The organism is Microbacterium sp. P5_E9 (genome assembly GCF_054049175.1).
Genome location: NZ_JBFUMV010000017.1, coordinates 49,320 through 65,451, shown reverse-complemented (window position 1 = coordinate 65,451; position 16,132 = coordinate 49,320). Strand labels below are relative to the sequence as shown.

At 65.8% G+C, this 16,132-nt stretch carries 17 protein-coding genes; 5 read left to right on the top strand and 12 right to left on the bottom strand.

Annotation, left to right across the window (positions count from 1 at the left end; translation table 11 throughout):
* Positions 1 to 35: 35 nt before the first annotated feature.
* A complete protein-coding gene (locus ACXJ3V_RS16860) occupies positions 36 to 1,529 on the bottom strand; it encodes an ATP-binding protein (RefSeq protein WP_457101495.1) in 1,494 nt (497 codons plus the stop codon).
* A gap of 263 nt (positions 1,530 to 1,792) precedes the next feature.
* Here ACXJ3V_RS16860 and ACXJ3V_RS16855 point away from each other — a divergent pair, with 263 nt between their 5' ends.
* Positions 1,793 to 1,960, top strand: coding sequence for a hypothetical protein (locus tag ACXJ3V_RS16855; protein ID WP_457101494.1), 168 nt, complete (start codon positions 1,793 to 1,795; stop codon positions 1,958 to 1,960).
* A 128-nt stretch (positions 1,961 to 2,088) separates the two neighbouring features.
* Here the strand turns inward: ACXJ3V_RS16855 and ACXJ3V_RS16850 are convergent, their stop codons facing one another.
* The 11 genes from ACXJ3V_RS16850 to ACXJ3V_RS16800 all read right to left on the bottom strand — a co-directional run bounded on the left by ACXJ3V_RS16850 (position 2,089) and on the right by ACXJ3V_RS16800 (position 12,402).
* Positions 2,089 to 3,552 carry an SCO6880 family protein gene (locus ACXJ3V_RS16850; RefSeq protein ID WP_457101493.1) on the bottom strand — a complete coding sequence of 488 codons (1,464 nt, stop codon included), beginning with the start codon at positions 3,550 to 3,552 and terminating at the stop codon, positions 2,089 to 2,091.
* Complete coding sequence (locus tag ACXJ3V_RS16845) at positions 3,549 to 4,886, bottom strand: conjugal transfer protein TrbL (protein ID WP_457101492.1); 1,338 nt, start codon at positions 4,884 to 4,886, stop codon at positions 3,549 to 3,551. The genes ACXJ3V_RS16850 and ACXJ3V_RS16845 overlap by 4 nt, the downstream gene beginning before the upstream one ends.
* A 32-nt stretch (positions 4,887 to 4,918) precedes the next feature.
* Complete coding sequence (locus tag ACXJ3V_RS16840; RefSeq protein WP_457101491.1) at positions 4,919 to 5,188, bottom strand: DUF6112 family protein; 270 nt, start codon at positions 5,186 to 5,188, stop codon at positions 4,919 to 4,921.
* A gap of 100 nt (positions 5,189 to 5,288) precedes the next feature.
* The gene (locus tag ACXJ3V_RS16835; protein ID WP_457101490.1) at positions 5,289 to 5,555 is read right to left on the bottom strand and encodes a DUF6112 family protein; all 267 of its coding nucleotides are present in this window, start codon (positions 5,553 to 5,555) and stop codon (positions 5,289 to 5,291) included.
* A 5-nt stretch (positions 5,556 to 5,560) separates the two neighbouring features.
* Positions 5,561 to 6,736 (bottom strand): M23 family metallopeptidase, encoded by a 1,176-nt coding sequence (locus ACXJ3V_RS16830; protein ID WP_457101489.1) that lies wholly within the window; start codon positions 6,734 to 6,736, stop codon positions 5,561 to 5,563.
* Positions 6,737 to 6,748: 12 nt separating this feature from the next.
* Positions 6,749 to 7,432, bottom strand: a complete 684-nt coding sequence (locus ACXJ3V_RS16825) for a hypothetical protein (protein ID WP_457101488.1) — start codon at positions 7,430 to 7,432, stop codon at positions 6,749 to 6,751.
* Entirely contained in the window at positions 7,429 to 8,442 is a 1,014-nt protein-coding gene (locus ACXJ3V_RS16820) for a ParB/RepB/Spo0J family partition protein (protein WP_457101487.1), read from the bottom strand. Before ACXJ3V_RS16820 ends, ACXJ3V_RS16825 begins: the two co-directional genes overlap by 4 nt.
* Positions 8,439 to 9,275, bottom strand: a complete 837-nt coding sequence (locus ACXJ3V_RS16815) for a hypothetical protein (protein WP_457101486.1) — start codon at positions 9,273 to 9,275, stop codon at positions 8,439 to 8,441. Before ACXJ3V_RS16815 ends, ACXJ3V_RS16820 begins: the two co-directional genes overlap by 4 nt.
* Positions 9,276 to 9,761: 486 nt before the next feature.
* The gene (locus tag ACXJ3V_RS16810) at positions 9,762 to 10,418 is read right to left on the bottom strand and encodes a DUF2637 domain-containing protein (RefSeq protein WP_457101485.1); all 657 of its coding nucleotides are present in this window, start codon (positions 10,416 to 10,418) and stop codon (positions 9,762 to 9,764) included.
* The gene (locus ACXJ3V_RS16805) at positions 10,415 to 11,302 is read right to left on the bottom strand and encodes a bifunctional DNA primase/polymerase (RefSeq protein ID WP_457101484.1); all 888 of its coding nucleotides are present in this window, start codon (positions 11,300 to 11,302) and stop codon (positions 10,415 to 10,417) included. Before ACXJ3V_RS16805 ends, ACXJ3V_RS16810 begins: the two co-directional genes overlap by 4 nt.
* Positions 11,302 to 12,402 (bottom strand): ArdC-like ssDNA-binding domain-containing protein, encoded by a 1,101-nt coding sequence (locus ACXJ3V_RS16800; protein WP_457101483.1) that lies wholly within the window; start codon positions 12,400 to 12,402, stop codon positions 11,302 to 11,304. The genes ACXJ3V_RS16805 and ACXJ3V_RS16800 overlap by 1 nt, the downstream gene beginning before the upstream one ends.
* A gap of 245 nt (positions 12,403 to 12,647) precedes the next feature.
* Between ACXJ3V_RS16800 and ACXJ3V_RS16795 the strand changes: the two genes are divergently transcribed.
* The 4 genes from ACXJ3V_RS16795 to ACXJ3V_RS16780 all read left to right on the top strand — a co-directional run bounded on the left by ACXJ3V_RS16795 (position 12,648) and on the right by ACXJ3V_RS16780 (position 15,972).
* Entirely contained in the window at positions 12,648 to 13,283 is a 636-nt protein-coding gene (locus ACXJ3V_RS16795) for a helix-turn-helix domain-containing protein (RefSeq protein WP_457101482.1), read from the top strand.
* A 90-nt stretch (positions 13,284 to 13,373) separates the two neighbouring features.
* Positions 13,374 to 13,889: a hypothetical protein gene (locus ACXJ3V_RS16790; RefSeq protein ID WP_457101481.1), complete on the top strand. Its 516-nt coding sequence runs from the start codon at positions 13,374 to 13,376 to the stop codon at positions 13,887 to 13,889.
* Positions 13,889 to 14,845, top strand: coding sequence for a hypothetical protein (locus ACXJ3V_RS16785; protein WP_457101480.1), 957 nt, complete (start codon positions 13,889 to 13,891; stop codon positions 14,843 to 14,845). Before ACXJ3V_RS16790 ends, ACXJ3V_RS16785 begins: the two co-directional genes overlap by 1 nt.
* Before the next feature lie 2 nt (positions 14,846 to 14,847).
* Positions 14,848 to 15,972 (top strand): alpha/beta hydrolase family protein, encoded by a 1,125-nt coding sequence (locus ACXJ3V_RS16780; RefSeq protein ID WP_457101525.1) that lies wholly within the window; start codon positions 14,848 to 14,850, stop codon positions 15,970 to 15,972.
* Positions 15,973 to 16,132: the final 160 nt, after the last annotated feature.

Genomic DNA, 16,132 nt, shown 5'->3' with positions numbered 1-16,132 from the left:
CGCATCTGTCGTCCGTCGTACCGCGTGGGTTGTGCTCATCTCACGCCCTCCGTCATCCGGCTCGTCGTGTCGAATGCTGCGAGCTCCGCGGGGTGCAGTTGATGCTGAACCACGAAGCTCCGATCCTTGATCCGCCAGAGCCCTTGACCTGTGCCGAGCCCCGGCAGCAGGCTCTGCTCGGTGCCCGTGAGGCCCAGTGCGCTCGCCGTCGCTCCGAGCTGGTCCGCTTCCTGCCGGTAGATGATCCGGGTCTCAGCGTTCGCAAGCAGAGATGACGCGATTGCCCGCATTGCGGAGCCCTGATCGCCGACGTTGTCGAGGTCAGAGAGCTTGTGGAACACGAGCAGGTTCGCAATCCCGAAGTGGCGCGCTAGTCGCCACTGAGCATCCATGCGTCGCAGCAGAGCTGGGTGCGACATGAGACGCCATGCCTCGTCGTATATGACCCAGCGCTGCCCGCCGTGTGGGTCAAGGAGGGCTGACTCCATCCAGGCTGACGAGCAAGTCATGAGAACGGACACGAGCGTGGCGTTCTCGGCGACTCGCGATAGATCGAGCGAAATCATCGGAAGGCTCGGATCAAAAGTGACTGTGCTGGGGCCGTCGAACAGCCCGGCAAGGTCGCCGGCGACGAGCCGACGCAGTGCGTGGCCGACGACCCTGCCGTCCTCCACGAGTCGGTGGTCTGCTTCCCGAGATACGTCGGGCGAGAGGATTCGGTCAACGACCATCGGCAGGATTGGGGTCTCGCAGGACCGGACGGTGTCAGCAAGGGCGAGGTCGATCGCCGTGTGCTCCAGCGGGCTCAGTGGGCGCTCGAGCACCGTCTCGGTGAGGGCTCCGATGAGGTCACGGCGACGAGAGGCGACCTGGCCCGCCCAACTCTCATCGCTGAGACCGGACGGACGGTGCCCTTCGTCGAGCGGGTTGAGCCGGTTCGCCATGCCGTGTCCGAGCACGATTGCCTGCCCCCCGACGGCTTCGGCGACGGCAGTGTGCTCGCCCTTCGGATCTCCGGGTACGTAGACGCGGCGGCCGAAGGGGATCGACCGTGTGTAGAGACTCTTGACGAGCGACGACTTGCCAGACCCCACAATCCCCGCGAGGACGATGTTCGGCGCCGTGATCATTCCGCGCGAGTAGAGTACCCACGGGTCATAGACGAACGACGCACCCGAATAGAGATCCTGCCCCACAAACACCCCTTGCGAGCCGAGTCCGCCTTCGGCGAGGAACGGGTACGCTCCGGCAAGGGTCGCACTGGTGTCCTGGTGACGCGGAAGCCGCAGCCGGCCCGGGGTACGGAGCGCCGCTGGCCGCGACTCACCCGATGCGGGCAGGAAGGTCGTCGCACGCCGATCGGCGCGCTGAGCCTCCGATTCGGCACGATCGGCCGCGAGGGCGGCGGCCCGAGAGTCAGCAGTGAGTCGTTGGGATGCTTTCCGTCGGGCGCGGCGCTCCTTCCTGCGTTCGCCAGCCGGGTCGACGAGCACCGCGGTGTGCACTCGTTCGTCCTCGTGCGCGCTCACAGCGACATCCCGTTTCGCCGGCGAGCGCTCGCTCCTGCCCCTGAGGAGGGAAAGGAGTTCGTGCGTTGGAAGGAGTCGTGCGGATTGATACGCGGCGCGATCGACTCGGCAACAGGCACGGGCGCGGCCGCTGCGGTGGAGTCCCATGCGATTCGACCGGAGTGCAGAGAAGCCCGATCCACGGCCAAGCCCGCTCGGGCAACAAGGGTCGACGCTCGGCGCAGCTCGTTCGCAGCCGCATAGGCTTCCTCCACGCCGGCCCAGTGATCGCCATCGTCAGTGCAGGCGATCGCCTCTGTGATCGTGTGCGCGGTTGCGAGCTGATCGAGAACCTGTTCGAGGGACCTCAGGCCGCCCAGCAAGTCCCCGACAACGTCGTACGTCTGTGCCGGGTCGTCGAACGATCGCGTGGCGTGCGCGAGGGCGCGTAGCGCTTGGCGTGCTTCCTCGCCATCGACGACGGGATCCTGGAATGTGGGCATTTCGCTTCCTTATAGCGGAGTCTTTGAGGAGGTGCGTGCGATGTCCCCGCGATCGCGTAGTCGGGGTCACGCGCGAGTCACACGGCTCGACACAGAGGCAGCGCGGCTGCCGTGAACGCTTGGGCCTGCTGCCCGACAAGCCGCCGCGTCTCGCAGGCAGCCTGCACGGCGGCTTGCTCGATCGCCGCGATTGCCGCATCCAGTTCGTCGATCGTCGGGGCCGACACTGCGACGAGACCGGTGTAACGCAGCACACCGTGGCCAGCGGTCAGATCCGACTCCTGCTGGACGACGTCGTTGAATTCGGCCGTGCGCGCGGCATCCTCGATCTGTCCGATCTTCGCGCGCTGCGCGGCATCCGAAAGCAGTCCGACCTTCTTCCTTCGGATGTCTCGCACGGCGAGATCCGCACGAACCGGTGTGCAGGTGAGGGTGAAGGTGCGCTGGACGCCCGAGGTCAGCAGCAGAGGTGAGAGGAAGCCCGGAAAGACCTGCGATCGTGGCCATTCCGAGATCCAGAGGACCGCGTGATGGGCGGAGTCGGTATGGAGCCGGTCCCAGGATTCGGCGACCGCGAGGGGTCCGGCCGTTGCGAGCGACCGGCCGATGTCACCGTTTCGCTCGAGAGCGGGAGCGGCGGCGGGATCGTACGCAGAGCGCAGCGCGACAGCGACTTCGCCTGGCGTGAGCCATCCGGTCGGTGTCAGGTCGGCTGCACGCAACGCCGCGGTGAACGTCGTCATCTCCTGGCGAAGTACGCCTGCGGCTCCCTTCATGCCACCGCCGGCGGCGCGGATCTGTCGAGCGGCCGCATGCATGTCCAGGGCTAGAGAGATCGTCGTCGCGTGTCGTTCGCCCGCCGGGCCGGCCCGCTCGATGAGCTCCTTGTAGGTCACCGCAGGCCAGGAGCTGTCGTCCACGCCGTGCCGAGCCCACCATTCGGCGAGCCCGGTTCCCGAACTGGGCACTGTCCTCTCGGATATCTGCACACGCGCGATGCGACCCGACCGGCAGACCGTCGCGAGCACTCGTCCCCACCCGGCTACTCGCCGTTCCTGCTCGCCACTGTCGAGCAGGACGAACGCCGGATGCGTGATGCCGACGATTGCGGTCAACGTCTGGGTGTGCGGGTCCTGGATCATTGCCGCGCCTGTCTCGGGGTCGAGCCACTCGCGTAGCGCTGCCGCATCTCCGGGAAGCGCAAGCGTTCCGGCCGGGCGCGGCCTGGCCACGTCAGCTCGGAACCGAAGCTGGCCTCCCATGCTTCGCCACACCCAGCGGACGGCAATGGGGATCCATTCGATGAGCTTGCGTCCACCGACGGGGACGAAGGCGATCACGACGCTGGTGATCCAGATCGGCGACGTCAGGCCGAACAGCATGCCGCCACCCATGTAGACGGCGCTGGTGAACGCGATCAGCCCGATGGCGAGCGTCACGAGCTGCGCGAGCGAAAGCCCGAGCATCACCCCTCGTTTGGGTAGTCGCGAGAACTGAACCGGGTGGAGCTGGCTCGCGCGATGCGTGTTGTTCGCTGTCATGCCGTTGTCCTTTCGCGCGGAGCCGGAAGCGCGCGCGGGGGAGTGACCGTTGGCCTCGACTGGGGGATCGAGCGCGCACCCGCCTCCGGGTCGGTCGATGTTGGCGGCATATCAGTCGGGGCACTACCTTCGGCGTGTCCTTCCGCGGCCAAAGCCGCGGCGTTGCCGAGCTTGGGGCCAGCCGTGGCCACTTGGCCGACAGCCTGCCCGCCGATGATGACCGCAGCGGTGGGGCCAGCGGCGGCCGCAGCTCCCGAAGCCCCTGCGCCTGATGCTGCCGCGCCGGTACCAGATCCCACGGCGCCACTGGTGGCCTTGGCCACAGCGGGGGTTGCCGCCTTACCTGATGCTGCGTCGCCTCCTCCGAGGATCGCCTTCGCTGACGTCGCCATCGCGGGGCTTACCGGCACTGGTATGGGGCGATTCATTGCGCCCTTCGCCTCCTGCTCGGTCGACATTGCGTGGTACATGTCGACCCCAACGAAGGAGATGAACTTGTAGGTCATGTACGGGGCGAAAGCCGCGACAAGCATGAGCACGACTCCGGCGACCGGGTCGCTGATGGAGGCCAGGTCGAGATCTATCGGTGCTGCAGTCTGATTGATCGCGACGAGGAAGAGGACGACGAGCACGAGCTTCGAGAACACGAGGGCGACAACGAACGCCACCCACTTGCCGAACCAGCCGCGCGCTGCGTCCCAGGAGAACCCCGCCAAGGCGATCGGAGCGAACACGATCGCCACCAGGAGGAGCGCCTTCCGGATGAGGAGCGAGAACCACACGATCGCCGACGCCGCGATCGCGAGTCCAGCGAGGAAGATCGTCATGATCGCGCCGACGCCGGGACTCGCGATGTTTATCGCCACGAGGCCGGCGGCCATCAGGGCAATCCGGTCTCCCATCCCCGCCATCGTGTTTCCGGTCGCCTGGACGATGCCGATGGCCAAACGATCCGTGATTTCCAGCAGGGTCGCTGTGAGTGCGATTGCGACGAAGGATCCGAGCACCGACTTGCCCAGTCCCACCACAGCACGCGAGAGCGCGGTCGGGTCGCGATGCGCCAAACCGGTGATGAGTTGCAGACAGAAGAAGATGAGCATGACGAACAGCGCGACGCCGAAAAGCAGGTTGTACACCTGGATGTACTGCTCACCGGTGACGTCAACGAGCGTGGTGGTGTCGAAGACGGCCCAAACGGCTTGAAAGAACCACGCGGCAGCGGCGCCGAGCGTATGGGCGAGCCAGTCGAAGGGCGCGGCAACGAGCGAAACGACACCCGATCCGACGTTCTGGCATACCTCGGCGATAGCCGGGATGTCACACACGCCACCCACTCGCGTCGTTCCCCTCGATCGGCCCCGACCGCTCAGACGGACTGACCGACACCCCAGAAGAAGTTCACGAGCGTAACGGCCGCACCGCAGATGAGTGCCGCACCGCACGCGACGAGCACGCCAAGCTTTCCGCGAGAGGCGAGATGGGGGTTGGAGGAGTTCGCTCCGTATCCCCACGCGACGGCGGCGATGATGAGCGCGAGCACGGCGAGGATGAGCCCGACAGTCATCATGGCGCCGACGATGACGCGGAGTTGCTCGATGCCGGGAAGTCCCGACGCGTTGGGTGGGATGTCGATCACGGTCGTGCTCCTTGTCTGGGAAGAAACGAGCCTGCGCACAAGGTGCGTGCGGCGTCCCCGCGGTCCGGTCGCGCCGCGCAAATCGGCGAACGAACCCGGACTAGAGCTGCTGACCGACTCCAATGAGGAAGTTCATCCAAGCGACTCCCGCGCCGGCGAGCCCCGCGGCACCGACAGCGACGAGGAGCCCGGCGCGAGCCCGCATCGCCGACTGGTAGTTGCCGTTCGATGACGCGACCGCCCACGTGACCCCACAGATGAGGATGGTGAGCACTGCGAAGACCAAGACGTACATGAGGAGTGCGCCGACGATCGCACGCAGGTCACCGCCACCCCCAACCGCTCCGAAGTCCGGGAAGATGCCCATTCCGGTCACCCTGAGAGTCCTGCCGCGCACGATCCCCTACCGGACGTGGCGGCATCCAAACCCTCGGCCGCGTGCTGGGTGAGCCACGGGTCTGCATCTATGGACGGCTCGAAGGAACCACCGGGGCGTATCTCGAAGTGAAGGTGTGATCCCGAGGACTTACCGGATGAACCGACGTCCGCGATGTGCTGGCCGGCGGTGACCCGCTCGCCCACCGACACGTATATGCCGGACGCCCACATGTGTGCGTAGGCCGACGCAACTCGCTTTCCGTCGATCGTGTGTTCGATGACGACCAGTTCTCCGTATCCGCCATACGGGCCGGCCCAACTGACGATCCCGTCCGCGATCGCGAAGATGGGCGTGCCTTCGGCCGCGGAGAAGTCGGTGCCCGCGTGAAATGCGCGTCCTCCGGTCATGGGGTCAGTGCGCCATCCATACCCGCTGGAACGAACCCACGTGCCGCTCGGCAGTGCAAATACGACTCGGGTGGTCTCCGGGACGGAGCCGAGAGGTGTGCCGTCTTCGGTTGCGCCTGCGGCGGGCCTGGTCAGCGCTGCGAGAATCGCCTCTGCGACGGGCTGATAGTCCTGATAACGGTCGGGGAAGGCGGAGCGTTCAACGGACTGTGCAGCTGAACCGGGGTCAGCGGACTGCCACCCCGGAATGTCTAGGAGTCCTGCGGGCGAGGGGAAGTTGGGTCCCTCCGGTCCGCCGAAGAAGGCGCGTACTTGGTAGTTCGGATCCATGAGCTCATCGACGGTGCCCCATCCCGCGGTCGGGCGCATTTGGAAGAGGCCGAGTGAGTCGTGGTCGCTACCGATGCCGTCGTTCGGCATGTCGAGGGATGTCGGGTAGGCGACGTTCGCCAGCATCCTCAGGGTCGACTCGGTCAGCGCCGCCATCAGACCGACGAGCACGCCCTGTCGTCCGACGCCTTCGATGCCGCTGCCCACGGTGATGATCGTCGCGGCGCGCGTGAGCTGTGTGTGCCGGAGGGTCACTGACGCGCCGTCGCGCCGCACCGCGGTGAGCTTGTCAGGCACGTCGGTCACGACGAGCTGGCCCGCTGCTTGGCAAGCAGCGAGCGCGGCGGGGGAGAGGACAAGTGGCAGCGCTATTAGCCCTGCGAACGGCGCGATGAACACCGCGACGATCAGAGCGATCACGAGCTTCTTCATGTCCAGCGCCCGTCATCGAAGCGGGTTGTCAACCTCGGACAGTCGGAGCAGCCGACACTCGTCAAAACTGGGCTCGCACGCGATGAAGAGAGTGAAGGCGATCGGTCGAGATGTCTCCTGCGCGTCGGTCCCCACGATGCCGGCGCGATGACGCGTTCCAGTGACGGTGTAAGCGATCGTTCCTGGGAGCAGTTGACCTTCTGTCGCCTGATCGAGAGCCTCGTTCCAGGATGCCGGGACGAACGCGTCGTCGATTGTCAACCATTGACGCGTGCCGTAGGTGCGCAGCTTCAACCATGCGTCCGCGGTGGGGAAGTAGGTGCGGACGTCAGACGCAAGCGCGGCTGTTTCCGCGCCGGACGGATCGCCCGCATCGACCATGACTTGCGCATAGTCGGTCGGCTCGAGTCCGGCGGCGGTGTCCCAGTTGATCAGCGTTTGAGCGGCGGCGCGGGCGAATGTCCCGGCATCCGATGTCGAAAGAATGGGAGCGAGCGCCCGGCTCGACGCGCTCGGCCTGGGCTCAGCAGAGGGTCCMACCGGGGCTGTCGAATCGACCGCGGTCGTCGGCGTGGTCGGGGTTGGCGCAAGCAAGAGGCCATAGAGCCCGACTCCGACCAGTGCTGCCAGCACGGCGAAGCCGACGGCGAGTAGGAGTACGAGGCGCCGACGACCCGAGCGCTCGGGATTTGTCATGACGCGATCTCCCGCCTCAACTGAGCTCGCGTGTTGCGGAGCGCCGCGAAGAACTCCACGGTCGACGCGAGCGTCGCCTCGAACTGCTCCAGTTGCTCGTCGCTCAGTTCCGTGGCGACAGCTGCGACGTCGAAGTGGGTCCACCACAGGTCGAGGTCCTCCCACACGCGCACGAACGCCCGGACGGGAAAGACATGCGTCGCAACGGCACGGGACCGAGGCGTTCGGCGGTTGCGCTTGGCCTCCTTGACTCTTGCGAGGGCCGCGTTCGCCAATTGCTCGAGTTCGTCGGGCGGCTCGAAGTCCTCGGGCGCTTCGAAGTCCTCGAATTGCTGCGCCGGCTCCGGCTCGAGGAGTCGCCGGATTCGCGCGTGTGACGCGGCGACACTTCCGCCCTCATCGATGAGCCGTAGCTCTTCGCTCGCCTTCTCCTTCAGTGCATGGCCGGCGCCAGGGTCGGCGACAAGGCGCTGCAGTTCGGCGATGCGCTCCAGCGTGGTGTACGACGCCTTGCCGGTGACCATCTGGGCCGCCTGCGTGCGACTCTTGCCTGGCTTGAATTGCGGTGGTGCCACGGTGGCACCACCGTCTATTCCATCCCGAGCATCGGGACGACTGAAGCGCGTCGCGGCCTGGCGGCGAGTCGCATCGTCGACGATGTGATCCTTCAACTCGGAGTACAGGGCAGCGGCCTCTGTCGGCGTAAGCGGTTTGTGGAGGACGTTCTCGGCCTGCTCGGCCAACAGTTCGGCGAGCCGATCGGTGATCCCGGACCTCACCCACACCTTGATCGTCTTCTCACCAAGCCGTTTGAGCGCTTCGAGACGACGAGCGCCGCACACCAGGACGCCTTCCGGTGTCACGGTGACCGGCTGTAGCAGGCCGTCGCGGGTGATCGACTCGGCGAGCTCGTCGATGTCCCCGAACTCGGTGCGGTGCCGCTTCCCAACGATGATCGATTCGATCGATCGTTCGAGCTCGATGTGGCCGGTGTTGGTTCGCACGGTCACCGCCTCGATCGTTCGGCGGGGGCGGCGAGACTGACCGCAAGGACGAGGTCGTCATCCGTCAGGAGAGATCGGAGCGGTTCACCGATCAACAGTCGAAGCAGGATTCCGCGTCCTGCTGTCGTTCGAGCGACCTCCGGCTCTGGGTTGCCGAGGACGGCACGTAGCAATCCGTTCCACGACGCGGACGAGAGGTCAAGTAGGGTCCGTCCGTGGACGTCGCGCCGGAGCGACTCCCAGGCCGTTGCGCGGGAAGGCACGTCGCTTAGGCGTGCGCAGATGTACTCCATTGCGGTTCGTGCGGGCGTGCGGGGCCACCCGAGGAGAGTCAGGAAGGCGATCGCATTCTCAACTGCCTCCCTGATCCCGGTTCCTTCGGCCGAGGCTGCATCAACTTGCGAGTCCCCGATCGGCTCCACCCGCAATGCCGGGTGATAGTCGCTCAAGGGGTTCTCACGGTCGCTGAACCGCTCGGGGTCATGGAATGACGAGAACTCCGGGCGGCGCGCCTGGTAGACCGAGCACAGCAGGCCGTTCGCGCGTTCCTCCGCGATCAGCGTGACCTGGACAGCACGGGTCACGACCGCCCATGGATCGTCGGCGTTGCGCACGGCCGACGAGCGCATCGCGTCGAACGCGGCTGCGGCTGCGTCCCACGGGTCGAGCCCATGCTTGCGCGCGAGCTTCGCGTAGCGCCGAACGACGTGTCCCATCAGCGCTGCGGCTTCGGCATCGTGACGCCACGCGCCGTGGTCCTGTGCGGCGAGGCGTTCCAAAAGTTCGCGCAGACCCTCCGAGCTCTCGAACGCCGCGCGAGCAATCCCAGACTCGGGCACCTCCGGCAGCCGGAGTCTCGGCCCCGATGCGTTCGCCGCTGACTGTGAACTCTGGCCGGACATCGCAACCTCGCTACCGATCGATTCCGGAGCGGCGGACTGCGCCATGTGCAGCGTGACCGTTTCCGAACGCGGTCACGGGCGGAAGGTGAAGCGCCCGATCGCGGATGGCACGGCGGGTGGCAGCAACGCCCTGTGTTGGCAGCGCACGCGCGCGCCGGGATAGCGACGACTCGAGGTCGATACCCTGACCTGCGACACGACCGGTCACGGCAGGAACGAGCTCCGTGGGTCGCATCCAGACGATCTCACTTCGAACCCGCTCGGCACCTGGGAGAGTCAGCGGTTGCCTCGTGAGCGAGGGATCGCCGTGCCGTGCGAATTCGGACACCTCGTCGCTGGGCGACTTCTCGGCGCGTTCGCGCTGGCGTTCCGACGCATCCGCGCGAAACCGGGTCTCGGACTGCGGGTCTCGGTCGTACTCGTTCATGGCGCAGCTCCCTTCTGAATCTCAGGTGTGCCGAGAGTCCCCGTGAACCATCGACCAACTGTCGACGGATGAACTCCGGTGGCGCTCGCGATCTCTTTGTTCGACATCCCGCGCTGACGCATCAGTGCTGCAACGTCCTTGAGGGCACGCTTCTCCGGAACGTCGGCCGTCTGTCGAAGTTGCACTACTTCTGTGGATGGGACGGGGGACGCAGCAGCTGTGGAGGAGAACGGAAAGCGGAACCGCTGGGTGAGCACGACGGTCAGGTGCGTGATCGCGAGCAGGACCAACGGAGGCACCGCCGCAACGGATGCCGCGAGCACCGGTGGAACGTCGGCATCGGCGGCCACAACAGCGTGGATGGCGTTCGCCGTTACGGACACGGCCGCACCCGCCATGAGAAGAATCCACGGGTACCAGGCGTCGCGCTGGCCTGCGAGCGCCACGACCGCGACCGTGCCGACGACGATGATCCCGTCCACGATGAGCGGCCACGCCCACGCTTGCGTTGGCGCAACACCCGAGCGGCGTGCGAGATCGGTGAGGGCAGTGAAGGACAGCCAGAACGCGCCGACCGCGATGAAGACCGTCCCCGCCACTGCGGTCGAGACGGCGACTCGGCCCGACTGCGCGTCCGTCGTTAGGGGGGTCACGAGATCACCTGCCCGTTGAGTGAGCGGGCAAGTGCATGGGGTCCGCTGCTCCGAAAGGGCGACAGCCCCACCGCCGTCCGGTAGGCGGATCGGATGGTGGTCAGGATCTCTGGCTGATGCAAGCCGGCGCGCTCCGCTGCCGGGCCGAGAACGTTGCGCGCGCTCTGATCCGGGACGCCGTTCTCCGCGAGTCGGCATGCGGCCCAGTACAGCGCGCGGTTGCGTTCGCCCTCGGCTCGCGTAGCCAGCCAGGCCGCGATCCTATCCACGTCGACTTCGCGGCGCGCATCCGTGGGCATGGTCGCCACTGGAGCCGGCTTCGGGTCAAGGAACGCTCGCAGGGCCGCTCCGTCGACGGGCACGGAATCCCCGCGCCCTGCGCCGATCAGTTCATATGCAGACCGGTTGCCTTCGAACATCACCAATGACGGTGGCACGATGACGTAGCCGCCTTCGCCACGGAAGTCGATGCCGGACTTTGCGGCCTGCCACGACGACTGAGCGCCGTTAGGGTCAACCGGGTAGTAGGCGTGCATTCCGCCGGATGCCGTTTTCACCAGCGCCTGCCAGCGGTCCACGAGGCCCTCTCGGCGGGCGAGTTCAAAGGCAGCGAATCCGCGCACCCGACCGTGCACATCGATATCGACGACCTCGAGGCCGGAGGCGCAGCCGGTCGGCATGCCGATGTTCGCTTCAGGCCAGCGCGCCCACCACCGTCTGACCTGCTCGGCATCGGCGGTAGCGTCGTGGAACCCGTGCTCCGTGAGTGGACGCTTCTCCGCAGGCTTGCACGGGAAGATCGGGATTCCGGCCGCGGCGAACCGAGTTGCTCCCTCGCTCGGCGGCAGTCCCGCCACTGCAGCGAATAGGGCTGGGGTGTCCATCACAGCACCCGAATTGATTTCTCGAAGCGGCTGGCGGATCGCCGCTCCGTCGCGAAGCTGACATCGTCGAGCCGTTCCGTTGGACGATGGGTATCTGACGAGGGCCAACTCGGTTGCGCTTCTCTCGTCAGACCGGGCCGGTCGCCCGATCCCACTTGCGTCGTCGGCAGTCCTTTGAGGATCGCGACCGCTGCGGTGCGCACCCGCTCGCCAGTCAGTTGGACGACGTCGACCGGTGTCTTCCCATCGACGGACGTTGCCCAGGTCGACACGTACGGGATGGTGTAGCCCGAGGTGTCAAGACCGTGCGCCGCTCCGATCATCAGTGCGACGGACTCCGCCTCGACCTCGCTGATCCCGCGATGGAGCGTGGCATCTGGGTTGTCAGGTCCGTGTAGCTCGATGTGGGCGAGCTCGTGCGCCAGGGTCTTTGCCCCCGCCGCGGGATCCATGTCGCCACGTACAGCGACGGTCCGCGTGACGTAATCAGTCATGCCGTTCGCTCCGCCGAGATCACGAGCGCTTTCAACAATGCGCAATGAGTAACCGTGTCCGCGTACCAATGTCGCGAGGCCGTCMCAAAGACCCTTCGGCGCCTCTCCCTCGAGCAACTGCGGCCGGGGTACMTCCGGGACTGGCGCGCCGCTCGTCTGGGATACGTCCCACACGTACGCCGGTCGCACACCCACGAGTCGCGTGCGCAGCACGTCGCCGCCTTGCGGAGTCTCGCGAGGTTCGAGGCGACGCCACGACTCGGCGACCTGCGGGGTGGGCGAAGCGAACCGGCCGAGGACGGGGGCGAAGATCAGGTAGCCCCTTTGGCCGCGATCGACGGATCGCCCAAGCGCCAGCCACTGCCTGAAACCTGCGACGTACGTCGGCGTCGGCTCGGGCACTCTGCCCTGCTCGAAGGCAGCGACGTGCTGCATCCAGATGAGCACGGTGTTGTTGAACGATCGGGAGCGGAATCGAGCGGCAAACTCGAGAGCGCGCACCCAGTCATCGCCAGTCACGAGCTTGGCCACAGCATCCGCCAGCTGAGCGTGCAGCCGTTCGAGCTTCGCGTCCTCGGCACCGATAGTGGAACTCTCGTGAGTCATGGCGCGCGTACCTCCTCCTCCTCCTCAGCCGACGTTCGCGGCTTCTATTGGGAGGTACGCGTCATCTCTCCGTTGAACGTCGTCTGCGCGTTGGCGGCGGGCGAGGTAACGCAGAAGGCCGATGTGCGTACATAGGTGCACCATACGCCGATCGTGCTGAAATAGGTACCAAACGCCATGGCAATGCATAGCGATAGCCTGTTTTCGTGGGTAGACGTTCCCAAGGCGAGGCTGGCGCGTGGTCGATGGACCTGGTGCGCGCCGTTTCGACTCTGCGCGACGCGGCCGGGATGACGAATCAGGAACTGATCGACCGATCAGGTATGTCAGCGAGCTACTACTACGGGCGATTGCGGGGGGCCGCGCCGTTCGACGCGAACGACATCGAAAAGCTCGCGCATGCCTTGGGAACGCATCCGCATGAGATCTCGCGCGTGGCGGCATCCATCGGCGAAGGCCACGAGATTGAGCCCTTGGTGGAAACAGAGGCCAAGGAGTTGGGTCGCCGTCTGACCGCCGTCTCCCGTGCACCTCGCCTTGACGGTTCAACGTTCGACGTCGACGGTCTTGTCAACGAGCTCGCTGATCGCGGCGTCGCACTCGACCGGGACGAGTGGTCCTCCCTGCTCGCTGCGGAGTCCACATCACCGGTGCGTGTGCGAGTTCTTGAAGGCGTAGGAGCGTACGCGGGCGTCCCTACTGCCTACCTGCTGGATCTGGGCGATGCTGCAGCGGTAGAAGTAGCCGAAGCGAACCTCGAGTTCCGTGAGGCGCTCAAGGCGTCCGGTGCGGACTCGGTGTCGGCCCGTGCCGTCGGTGAGATTTCACCTGCGGCGTTGCGCGCGATTGCACAGACCCTTAGGTCGATCTCTGCTCAATAACGGACTCACCTGACCTCGACTGCGCATCGGCGTACAGTGGAAGCATTCGAGCGATCGCTGTGCCGAGGTCGTGATCGGAGGTCGGGCGTCATGAGCTACCGCGCATCTCGAGACCATGAAGAGTTGCGCGCCCGCGCGGAAGCCCAGCTGGAACGCCTCGCGCTTCCGGCAGACGTAGACCTGGAAGACATCGTTCGACACGTCGCTTCCGCGACAGGCAGACGGATTGACGTCGAGCCGGTCGGTGATCGGGACTGGGAGAACATCACCGGTCTGGTTCTGCTCACCGCCGATTCAGCCACGATCCTGGTGCGGAAGTCCGATCCCCGCTGGTACCAGTTCCACACGGTGCTCCACGAGCTGTCCCATATCGTGTTCGAGCACGCGGGTTGTGCCACCCTGCCCGTCAAGCATCCAGGTTCGCGACATGCCCGCGCCGGTCAGACCGTGCTTGCGCGCGGCATCGCCACCCCGGACTTCGAAGTCGATCTGGACTTCAGCGACACCGAGTTGGTTGTCGAGGCGGAGGCTGAGAAGCTGTCGCAGCTGCTGTCTCGTCTCCTGCTGCAGCCACGCCATGGTCACGACGAGGCGGTATTCGGCTGATGCTAGTACGCATCGAGACGGTCGCGTTCCTCGCGCTGCTGCTCCTCACACTGATCCGGCTGCCTTCCGCGATCCGCGAGCCGTCCAGTCGCCTGACCTGGATCGCCACCATCACCGGTCTTGCCGCGATCTTCATGGTCGGTGTAGCGGTTCCACTGGCAATCGTCGACGGCTGGCTCGGCGGCACGAATGTGGCGAACCTTCTCCAGAACATGCTGGCGATCACCGCGTTCTGGTTCGTGATGCAGGCAGCCCTCACGTTGGACGGGAGCCGCTTCAACCCACGCAACCTGTGGGAACTGCCGGTCATGTTCCTCTCCTTCACAATCCCCTTCCTGCTGATCGCTGATCGGGGATCGACGACGGATGCCTTCATCAAGGAGACCGCGGATCAGTTCGGTCTTTGGGCGTATGCGTCGATATACATGGGATGCGTCGTGTTGATCATGACCCGGATGCTTCGAGGCATCCGCGGTCGCAGACCACGGCCGTACATCGTCATCCGGATCGGCGCGTGGGCGATCATTGGCGCCAGCCTTGTGGAGATCGTCTATCTCACGCTCCGTGTAGCCGGATTGGGCCGTACCCCGACAGTTGAAGCGGTCGGAAATCTGTTCACGATTCCGTTCTACGGCGGTGTCGTCCTGGTGTGCGCCGGCATCATCGCGTTCGCGATCGCCCGCGCAGGCCGTCGGTCGATGAATGCAGCGCTGGGCCGTCTGCTCACAAGAGCGAACGTCGGTCGGGGAATGCTCGTGACTCCCATCCCGGACGAAGACCCCGTCCACGAGACCTACCGGCTAGCGGTTCGTCTCACCGACATCGCCAACAGCCAGGAGCTGACGAAGCGTGAGCGAAACCTGTTGCGCGCGGCGACCGCGATGCTCGATCGACAGATGAGAGCGCCCGCCGTAGTCCGGATGTCTAGCGCCGCGGGGAGGGTGACCGCACCTTGAAAGTGATCGCGATAGTCGTCGCATTCATCGCGGTCGTGCTGGCTGCAGTTGCGAGCCTCGTGCGACTGTTGGCTCGGCGCGTCGTTGGGGTCGAGCCGAGACGGAAGATTCTGGCCGTCCGTCGCGTCGGTGACGACGTCGAGCTGCCGCGGAGCACCCTGACCCTCGCGGCCGGCAAGTACGGACTCTGGTTCGGTGAGGGCTTCAAGCACCACGCGCTCATCGGTCCTGTCCTGCACTCGGACGGGGACCGAGTCATCCGCCGGGTACTCGAGGCGAGCACTCCGATCCCCACCGGCCCTTTCGACGCACAGTGGACCGGTCACATCATGAGCGGGCCCGCGGACATCGATCCAGACTGGGAAGACGTCATTGTGCCACTCCGCGACGGAGCCTCGGTGCCGGCATGGCTGTTCCGCGCCGAATCGGTCAATGCGCCGTGGGTGATTCACGTGCAGGGCATCCGCACATCTCGACTCGTGACGCTGCGTTCTGTCGAGGTGGCTACTCGTGCGGGGCTGACCTCGCTGGTGATCACCTATCGCGGCTCGGGCGACGGACCCACGGCACCCGCCTCGACGCTCGGGCAGCGTGAGTGGGGCGACCTGGCCGATGCAGTCGAGTACGCACGAGCCTGCGGAGCTGCGTCTATCTACGTCGTGGCGTGGTCGATGGGAGCGGGGCTGGCGCTGGAACTGCTTCGCCACAACCCAGATGCGTTCGACCGACTCGCGCTGATCGCCCCGGCCACGAACTGGCGACGAATCATCCGACATGGGGTGGGACACGCAGGTCTACCTGGATTCGTCGCCTCCGTCGTGACGTGGGCGCTCTCCTCGCGCGTCGCCAGTCGACTGATCGGGATGCCGACACCCCTGGATTTCGCTCGGCTCGACTGGGGCCGGCGCCTCACGATCAACAAGCCGACGATCGTGGTCCACTCCAAAGGCGATGAAGAGATCCCCTTTGAACTGACCACCGATTTCGTCGCAGCGCACTCAGATGTTGTGCTCGTGGAAACGGCCGCTGCTCCACACGGGTGGGAGGCCAACGTCGATCCCGCAGTGTTCCGGTCTGCACTTACGTCGTGGCTCGAGAGCTCAGCGACAAGCGATGTCCCGCGTTAGGTTGCGTAAACCGACCTTGTTCTGCGTAATCGCTTGTTGCGTATGACGGACCCGAGCGCGAATTGATCGCGGGCGGGTCTTACGGGAATGTCGTGAATTCGCTGCGTCAGTGCCCGATGCTACCGGCGCCGACGGCCCCGGCCTCTCGATTGAGCGATCC